Below are 8,117 nucleotides of genomic sequence, written 5' to 3'. Positions count from 1 at the left end.
CTCTCCTTCTCACTGATCCCCGCGCGGGCGCTCGGCGTCGCGGCCGACGGCACCGTGCATGACGGCATCGACGACGCGGACTTCATGGCAGGAGTCGTCGGGTCGGCGTCGGCGTCCTCCCGTGACGACCAGGTCATGTCGTCCCTGACGGACGCCGGGCTCAACGCCTCCTACGCCTCCCTGGAGAACGCCGCCGACCCCGATGAAGCCGGCCGGAAGGCCGTGCGCGACTTCGCCCATCGTCAGGTCAGCGTCATCGTCGTGCTGGGGCTGTCCGCCCGGTCCGACGAGGGCGGATGGGATGACGCGCTGAGCATCGCGAGACGGGCCGACGTCCCCGTGGTGCTCGTCGACCCCTCCAGTCTTCCGAAGGATCCGGTCCTGTACGCCTGCGTGCTGCGCGTCGTCTCCTCCGGCTTCTCGGACACCCTTGCCGACGCGGTCCGGGACGCGGCCAACTCCCGGTCCCCCGGCGGGGTCATCGACGTGACGGAGGGGACGGCATGACCGACACGCGGGTCCGCACGACGGCCGATGGAACGGCGGCCTCCGCATCGTCGGCCGCCGGGCTTCCCCCCGTCGTCGAGCCGGGGCTGACCTCGGACGAGGTGCGCGAGCGCGTCGAATCGGGACGGACCAACCATGTGAAGGGCTCCACGTCCCGCTCCTTCGCGGACATCCTGCGTGCCAACGTCTTCACGCTGTTCAACGGGATCATTCTCACGGCGATGGTCCTCGTCCTGCTCACGGGGTCATGGAAGGACGCCGTCTTCGGGCTCATCATCATCGTCAACTCCGGCATCGGAGTCCTCACCGAGACGAGGGCCAAGCACACGCTCGACCGGCTCTCCATCCTCGTTGCCGCCGACTACGCCGTCCGCAGGGACGGCAGGGACGTCACCGTCCCCCATGAGGGCATCGTCATCGACGACCTCCTGTGGATTCGCTCCGGCGACCAGGTTCCGGCCGACGCGGTCGTCGTGAGGACCTGGGGGCTGGAGCTCGACGAGTCGATGCTCACCGGCGAGTCGCGCACGGTGAGGCGCAGGGATGGCGAGTCCGTGTATTCGGGGTCGACGGTGGTCTCCGGCCTCGCCCTGACGCGAGTGACGGCGGTGGGCGAGCACGGCTACGCGGCCACGCTCACCGCCCAGGCGAAGGTGTACCGGCGTACGGTCTCCGACCTCAGCCGCGGCATCAACACGATACTCAAGTGCATGACCGTCGTCGTCGTGCCGCTGTGCGCTCTTCTCGTCTGGTCCCAGCTGCGCGCCGTAGGAGGTCTTGACGTGGCCGTCGCCACCGGACGTTGGCGGGAGGCGGTCGTCTCGGCCGTCGCCGGGGTGGTGGGCATGATCCCCGAGGGGCTGGTGCTGCTCGTCTCCCTCAACTTCGCCATCGCCGCCATGCGCCTCGCGCGGGGCAACACCCTCGTCCAGGAGCTCGAATCCGTCGAGACGCTGGCCCGCGTCGACTGCCTGAACCTCGACAAGACCGGCACCATCACGGACGGCGGCGTCACTCTCAGAGGGGTGGTCCCTCTCGGGGGGGCGCCCGCCGATGCGGTGTCGGCCGATGCCGTCGCGGGCGATGCGGCGTCCGATCGGGCGACGCCGGCGGACGCCGTGCTGGAGTCCCGCATCGCGGCCCTGTGCGCCGAGGAGAGTCCCAACGCCACGGGGACGGCCATCCTCGAGGGGCTGGCCCGTCGGGGGGTGGTGCCGGCGTCCGTGGAGGCACGCATCCCGTTCTCCTCGGCTCGCAAATGGAGCGCGGTGCGCACGACGGACGGCGGATGGTACCTGGGCGCCCCGGAGGTGCTTCTGTCCGCCATCGACGACGACCATGCGGACGTCGCCGCCACGGTGTCGAGCCTCGCCTCGCGGGGGGACCGCGTGCTCCTGGTCGCCCATGCGCCGCAGGCGCCGGATCCGGACGACCCGCGGCTTGATCCGAGGGCCGCGCCCATCGCGCTCGTCGTGTGCTCCGAATCCGTTCGGGAGGATGCGCGCCCGACCCTTGCCTGGTTCCGTGAACAGGGCGTGCGCTGTCGGATCATCTCGGGGGACAACCCTGCCACCGTGGGCGCCATCGCCGACCGCGTGAATCTGACCGGCGACCGGCCCGCGCGCACGATGGACGCGCGCGAACTGCCGGAGGAGATCGACGAGCTGTCGCGGGTGCTCGAGAACGTCGACGTGCTCGGACGCGTGCTGCCGGAGCAGAAGAAGGTCATCGTCCAGGCCCTGCATGCCCGAGGCCGCGTCGTGGCCATGACCGGCGACGGGGTCAACGACGCGCTCGCGCTCAAGGAGGCCGACCTGGGGATCGCCATGGGCAATGCGGCCCCGGCGACGAAGGCCGTCGCCCAGCTGGTCCTCGTCGACTCGCGCTTCTCCCATCTGCCCGACGTGGTCGCCCGGGGCCGGCAGGTCATGGCCAACATGGAACGCGTGGCCAGCCTCTTCCTCACCAAAACCGTCTACTCCTCGCTAATCGCCCTGGGGGTGGTGCTCAGCGGCATCCCGTTCCCGTATCTGCCGCGGCACATCACCTACGTGGGGGCGCTCACCATCGGCATCCCGGCCTTCATCCTCGCACTGGCGCCGAACACCCGCCGCTACATCCCGGGATTCCTCGGTCGCGTCGTGCGCTTCGCCCTTCCCGGAGGCGTCGTCATCGCGCTGTCCGTGCTGCTGTCCGCCTGGATGCTGCCGGGGGTGATGGGATGGGATCTGGGGAGGGCCTCCGACCTGACGGAGCTCCGATCCACCTGCGCCATCATCCTGTTCGTCCTGGGCATAGCCGTGCTGGGCCGGGTCGCCCGGCCCCTGCGTTCGTGGCGTGGGCTGCTCATCCTCGCCTTCGCGCTCGCCGGTCTCGCCGGTCTCGTCATCCCGCCCGTGGCCTCCTTCTTCGCCCTGCAGCTGCCCACGGAGCGCATGCTGGGGGCGACCCTGGCCGTTCTCGCCTTCGCCGCGGTCCTGTTCGTCCTCGGTCATGCCCTGGCGCCGGCCGTCGTGCGTCTGGCTGCACGCCTGCGTGATGGGGTGACGGGCCGGCGAAGGCCTTGACGGGAGCGGCGCGTCACGCCGTGTTCACGGTTCTGTACCGCGGGCGTCGGATAATCGAAGAGACCCATAACGAGATGGCTGCGCGACGGGCGTTTCCACGCCCGATGCGTCCCAGGTTCGGAGGATGAAGAATGTCATTGCGTGACGACCAGCTATCCACCCTGAAGATCGCGGGACGGGAGTTCGACTACTATCGGATCGCCGATCTGCCGGGCATCGAGCATCTTCCGTATGCGCTCAAGGTCCTGGTGGAGAACCTCGTGCGCAACGCCGACGGAAGGACGATCACCGACGACGAGGTGGCGAGTCTGCTCCGATGGGACCCGCAGGCGCAGCCGAGCCACGAGATCCAGTTCACCCCCTCCCGCGTCGTCATGCAGGACTTCACCGGGGTCCCCTGCATCGTCGACCTCGCCACCATGCGCGACGCCGTGAAGTCGTTGGGCGGCGACCCCGAGGTCATCAACCCGCAGGTTCCCGCCGACATGGTCATCGACCATTCGGTGCAGATCGACCGGTACGGCGTCGCCGATGCCGTGGAGCAGAACATGGACATCGAGTACCGCCGCAACGGCGAGCGCTACCGCTTCCTGCGATGGGGGCAGCAGGCCTTCCGCAACTTCCGCGTCGTCCCTCCGGGCACGGGAATCATCCATCAGGTCAACATCGAATATCTCGCCACCGTCGTCATGAGAAGGCCGGGCCCCCGGGAACGCGACCTGGCGTATCTGGATTCCTGCGTCGGCACGGATTCGCATACCACCATGGTCAACGGGCTCGGCGTGCTGGGCTGGGGAGTCGGAGGCATCGAGGCGGAGGCGGCCATGCTCGGCCAGCCCATCTCCATGCTCGTGCCGCGCGTCGTGGGATTCCGCCTCAAGGGTTCGATCCCCGAGGGGGTCACCGCCACCGACGTGGTGCTCACGATCACCGACATGCTGCGCCGGCATGGAGTGGTCGGCAAGTTCGTCGAGTTCTACGGCGAGGGCGTCGCCTCCGTCCCTCTGGCCAACCGGGCCACCATCGGCAATATGAGCCCGGAATTCGGCTCGACCTGCGGCATCTTCCCCGTCGACGAGGTCACGCTTGACTATCTGCGTCTGACCGGCCGTTCCGAGGAGCAGATAGCCCTTGTGAAGGCCTATGCGAAGGCCAATCGCCTGTGGGGCGACACCTCCGACCCGGACTACGTGGAGCCCGAGTACTCGGAGTATCTGGAGCTCGACCTCGGCGACGTCGTGCCGTCCATCGCCGGTCCCAAGAGACCTCAGGACCGCATCCCGCTGTCCGAGTCGAAGACGACGTTCGAAAGGACGCTGCCCGGTTACGAGACGCCGAAGACGGCCAAGGATCCGATTCCCGTGAGTACGGGCTTCCGGGGCGACTTCGACGTGAGGAACGGCGATGTGGCCATCGCGTCGATCACCAGCTGCACCAACACCTCGAACCCGTCGGTGATGGTCTCGGCCGGTCTGCTCGCCCGCAACGCCAGGACGAAGGGCCTGAGGCCCAAGCCCTGGGTGAAGACCTCCCTGGCCCCCGGATCGCAGGTCGTCGCCGACTATCTTCAGCGCGCCGGGCTGCAGGACGACCTGGACGCCCTCGGCTACGAGGTCGTCGGCTTCGGCTGCACGACCTGCATCGGCAACTCGGGACCTCTGCTTCCGGAGATCTCCCAGGCCGTCAACGACAACGATCTGACCGTCGCGGCGGTGCTGTCCGGCAACCGCAACTTCGAGGGCCGCATCAGCCCCGACGTGAAGATGAACTACCTCGCCTCGCCGCCGCTCGTCATCGCCTACGCCCTGGCGGGCACGCTGGACTTCGACTTCGACGCCCAGCCCCTGGGAAAGGACGACGAGGGCCGCGACGTGTTCCTGCGGGACATCTGGCCGAGCAACGAGGACGTGAGGAAGGTTGTCGACGCGACCATCTCCCGTGACATGTACGTGCGCGACTACGCCTCCGTGTTCGACGGCGACTTCCGCTGGAAGGGGCTGGACGTGCCCCACGGGGAGCTGTTCGCGTGGGACCGGGACTCCACCTACGTGCGACGCCAGACCCTGTTCGACGGCATGCCCGCCGAGCCCGCGCCCGTGTCCGACGTCACCGGCGCCCGAGTGCTCGCCCTGCTCGGCGATTCGGTGACCACCGACCACATCTCGCCGGCCGGAGCCTTCCCCGTCTCGAGCCCGGCGGGACGCTACCTCGTCGAGCACGGCGTGAACCCCAAGGACTTCAACTCCTATGGGTCGAGGCGCGGCAACCACGAGGTCATGGTGCGCGGCACCTTCGGCAACATCCGTCTTCGCAACCAGCTCCTCGCCTCCGTGGGCGAGGAGGTGCGGCCGGGTGGCTACACCTACGACTTCATCGCCGGCCGACCGTCGACGATCTTCGATGCCGCCACGGACTACCGGAAGGCCGGCGTTCCGCTCGTCGTGCTCGCCGGCAAGGAATACGGCACCGGCTCGTCGCGCGACTGGGCGGCCAAGGGCACGATGATGCTCGGCGTGCGGGCGGTCATCACCCGGAGCTTCGAGCGCATCCACCGTTCGAATCTCATCGGGATGGGCGTGCTGCCCCTGCAGTTCCCGGAGGGCGAGTCCGCCGAGTCCCTCGGGCTTGACGGCACCGAGACCTATGACATCCATGGGATCGAGGCCTTCAACGCGGGCGGCGTCCCACGCACGGTGGAGGTCACGGCCACCAAGGCCGATGGCACGACGACCTCCTTCGACGCGGTCGTCCGCATCGACACGCCCGGGGAGGCCGACTACTACCGCAACGGCGGCATCCTCCAGTACGTGCTGCGCGGCCTGATGAACGAGCGCTGAGCGTGGAGGAGATAGGGGAAGGGCCCGCCGGAATTCCGGCGGGCCCTTCCCCTATCTCCTCCCGTGTCCCGGTCATGCCGGAACGGGTATGGCCGCTAGTCGCGGCTTCCGAAGAGACGCAACAGGTAGAGGAACATGTTGACGAAGTCGAGATACAGGTTCAGTGCGCACAGGATGGAGAGCCGCTCGATGGCCTCGGGGTTCCCGGCGTAGGAGGCGAACAGGGCGCGCGTCTTCTGTGCGTCGTAGGCGGTGAGACCCGCGAAGACGAGCAGACCGATGGCCGAGACGACCATCAGCGTCGTGTCGCTGGGGGACACGAACATGAGGATCAGCTCGCCGACGACGAGAACGAGAAGGGCCACCATGAGGATGGGACCGGCCTTGAGCATGTCCCGCTTCGTCGTGAGGGCGAGCATGGTCAGGGCGAAGAAGAAGCCCACGCACAGGCCCAGAGTCAGCCCGATCGACCCCAGGTCGTACACGAGGAAGATGGAGCTGAGGGTGAAGCCCATCAGCGCCGCGTACAGGTAGAAGACCACGCGGGCGGTGGCGGGCCGCATGGACATCACGCGGGCGCCCAGCACGACTGCCAGGATCACCTGGACGATGGCCAGACCGATCCATCCCAGGGTTCCCGTGGCCATGAGGAAGGACTCGAGGGCGCCTGTCATCTGGGTGAGCACCGCGACGACCGCGGTGACCGCGAGCCCGGCGGTCATCTCCGCATAGGCGCGGACCACGGAGGTTCGCCGGGCGTTCTCGTAGGAATAGGTGGCCTGCGTGTCCATCACGGTGGGGGCGGCGGTTCCGTATGGCCCCCCGGCATACTGCTGCGGCGTCTGGTAGGACTGCCCGTACGCCGGCTGCTGCATGGAGGGGGACTGCGAATACGGCGTCTGAGCGTATCCGCCCGCGTAGACCGGGGAACCGGCGTCGTTCCGCGAATCGCCGGAGTGCTGTGTCTGTGCCATGTCGCTCCTTCGTTCCGGCCTTTCGGCCATCTTTTGTCCACTTATCATAGTCGGAGCGCTGTGAATTCGCTGGATATGCCCACGGCGTCGGCGTCCGGCGGCGTCCGGCCCAAGGTCCCGTCCCCGGCGCGAATCGCGAAGGGATGACGGCTGGCATCTCCCCGGGAGCGGGCGTGATGCCCTCCGCGTCGGCGTCCTGAGCCGGGACGTCCTCCGTTCGCTGCGAGGGTTCCGCCGACGGCGCAACCCGTCCGCTCCGCGTCCGGACGATATGGGATGGTCGCCTCAGTCGGCGCCGCGGGACGCCGCATGCGAGAGGAGATCGCCATGGCCGTGACGGTACCGCAGATCATGCTCAACAACGGTGTGACCATTCCCCAGCTCGGGCTGGGAGTCTTCCAGACTCCCGACGGCGAGGTGACCGCATCGGCCGTCGACGTGGCGCTGAAGGCGGGATACCGCCACATCGACACCGCCATGATCTACGGCAACGAGGCGTCCGTGGGGGAGGGCATCCGCCGTTCGGGCGTCCCCCGGCAGGAGGTGTTCCTCACCACGAAGCTGTGGAACGGCGACATCCGGGCCCTGAACGCGCGTGACGCCTTCCTCGCCAGCCTTGATCGTCTCGGTACGGACTACGTCGACCTCTATCTCATCCACTGGCCCGTGGACGGATGGCGGCAGGCATGGGAGGAGATGGTGCGGCTGTACGAGGAGCACCGGGTCAGGGCCATCGGAGTGAGCAACTTCCAGCACCATCATCTTGACGAGCTCATGGCCCTTGGCCACATGCGTCCGGCGGTGGACCAGGTGGAGTCCTCCCCGGCGTTCGCGAACCGCGAGCTCATCGACCACGTCCGATCCCTGGGAATCGCCGCCGAGGCGTGGAGTCCGCTCGGGGGCACCGGTGGAACGCTGCTCTCGGATCCGAGGCTGGCCGCCATCGCCCGCGCCCATGGGGTGACCCCCGCGCAGGTCGTCATCCGCTGGCATCTGCAGCATGGGGTCGTGGTCATCCCCAAATCCGTGCATGTCGATCGGATCCGGCAGAACATCGACGTGTTCGGCTTCCGACTGTCCCACGACGACATGGCGGCGATCGACGCCATGGACACCGGGGTGCGCACGGGATCCGATCCCGACCACGTCGACTTCTAGGAGGTCCTGCGAAGGGGCGGGGTTCCTGAAGATCCCCGTGGCGGAGTCGCGCATGCCTCTCGGATGCATCCGGG

General features: G+C 68.1%; 5 protein-coding genes. 4 read left to right on the top strand and 1 reads right to left on the bottom strand.

The features are described from left to right. The 3 genes from RWX87_RS03010 to acnA all read left to right on the top strand — a co-directional run. The coding region (locus RWX87_RS03010) for a hypothetical protein (protein WP_314686783.1) at nucleotides 1-507 on the top strand (507 nt) is incomplete at its 5' end. After that, nucleotides 504-3,074 carry an HAD-IC family P-type ATPase gene (locus tag RWX87_RS03005; RefSeq protein WP_314686780.1) on the top strand — a complete coding sequence of 857 codons (2,571 nt, stop codon included), beginning with the start codon at nucleotides 504-506 and terminating at the stop codon, nucleotides 3,072-3,074. The genes RWX87_RS03010 and RWX87_RS03005, both read left to right, overlap by 4 nt. 131 nt (nucleotides 3,075-3,205) lie before the next feature. Further along, on the top strand, nucleotides 3,206-5,911 hold the full coding sequence (gene acnA, locus RWX87_RS03000; RefSeq protein ID WP_314686778.1) for an aconitate hydratase AcnA: 2,706 nt from the start codon (nucleotides 3,206-3,208) through the stop codon (nucleotides 5,909-5,911). A 95-nt stretch (nucleotides 5,912-6,006) separates the two neighbouring features. Here acnA and RWX87_RS02995 read toward each other — a convergent pair whose 3' ends face one another. Beyond that, nucleotides 6,007-6,885 carry a Bax inhibitor-1/YccA family protein gene (locus RWX87_RS02995; protein ID WP_399552283.1) on the bottom strand — a complete coding sequence of 293 codons (879 nt, stop codon included), beginning with the start codon at nucleotides 6,883-6,885 and terminating at the stop codon, nucleotides 6,007-6,009. Between the two features lie 327 nt (nucleotides 6,886-7,212). Between RWX87_RS02995 and RWX87_RS02990 the strand changes: the two genes are divergently transcribed. Then, a complete protein-coding gene (locus RWX87_RS02990) occupies nucleotides 7,213-8,043 on the top strand; it encodes an aldo/keto reductase (protein WP_314686793.1) in 831 nt (276 codons plus the stop codon). Nucleotides 8,044-8,117: the final 74 nt, after the last annotated feature.

The sequence above is a fragment of the uncultured Bifidobacterium sp. genome, assembly GCF_963540075.1.
In the GTDB taxonomy this organism is placed as follows: domain Bacteria; phylum Actinomycetota; class Actinomycetes; order Actinomycetales; family Bifidobacteriaceae; genus Bifidobacterium.
The sequence above is the reverse complement of the archived record's forward strand: the minus strand, read 5'-3'. Positions and strand labels throughout refer to the sequence as shown.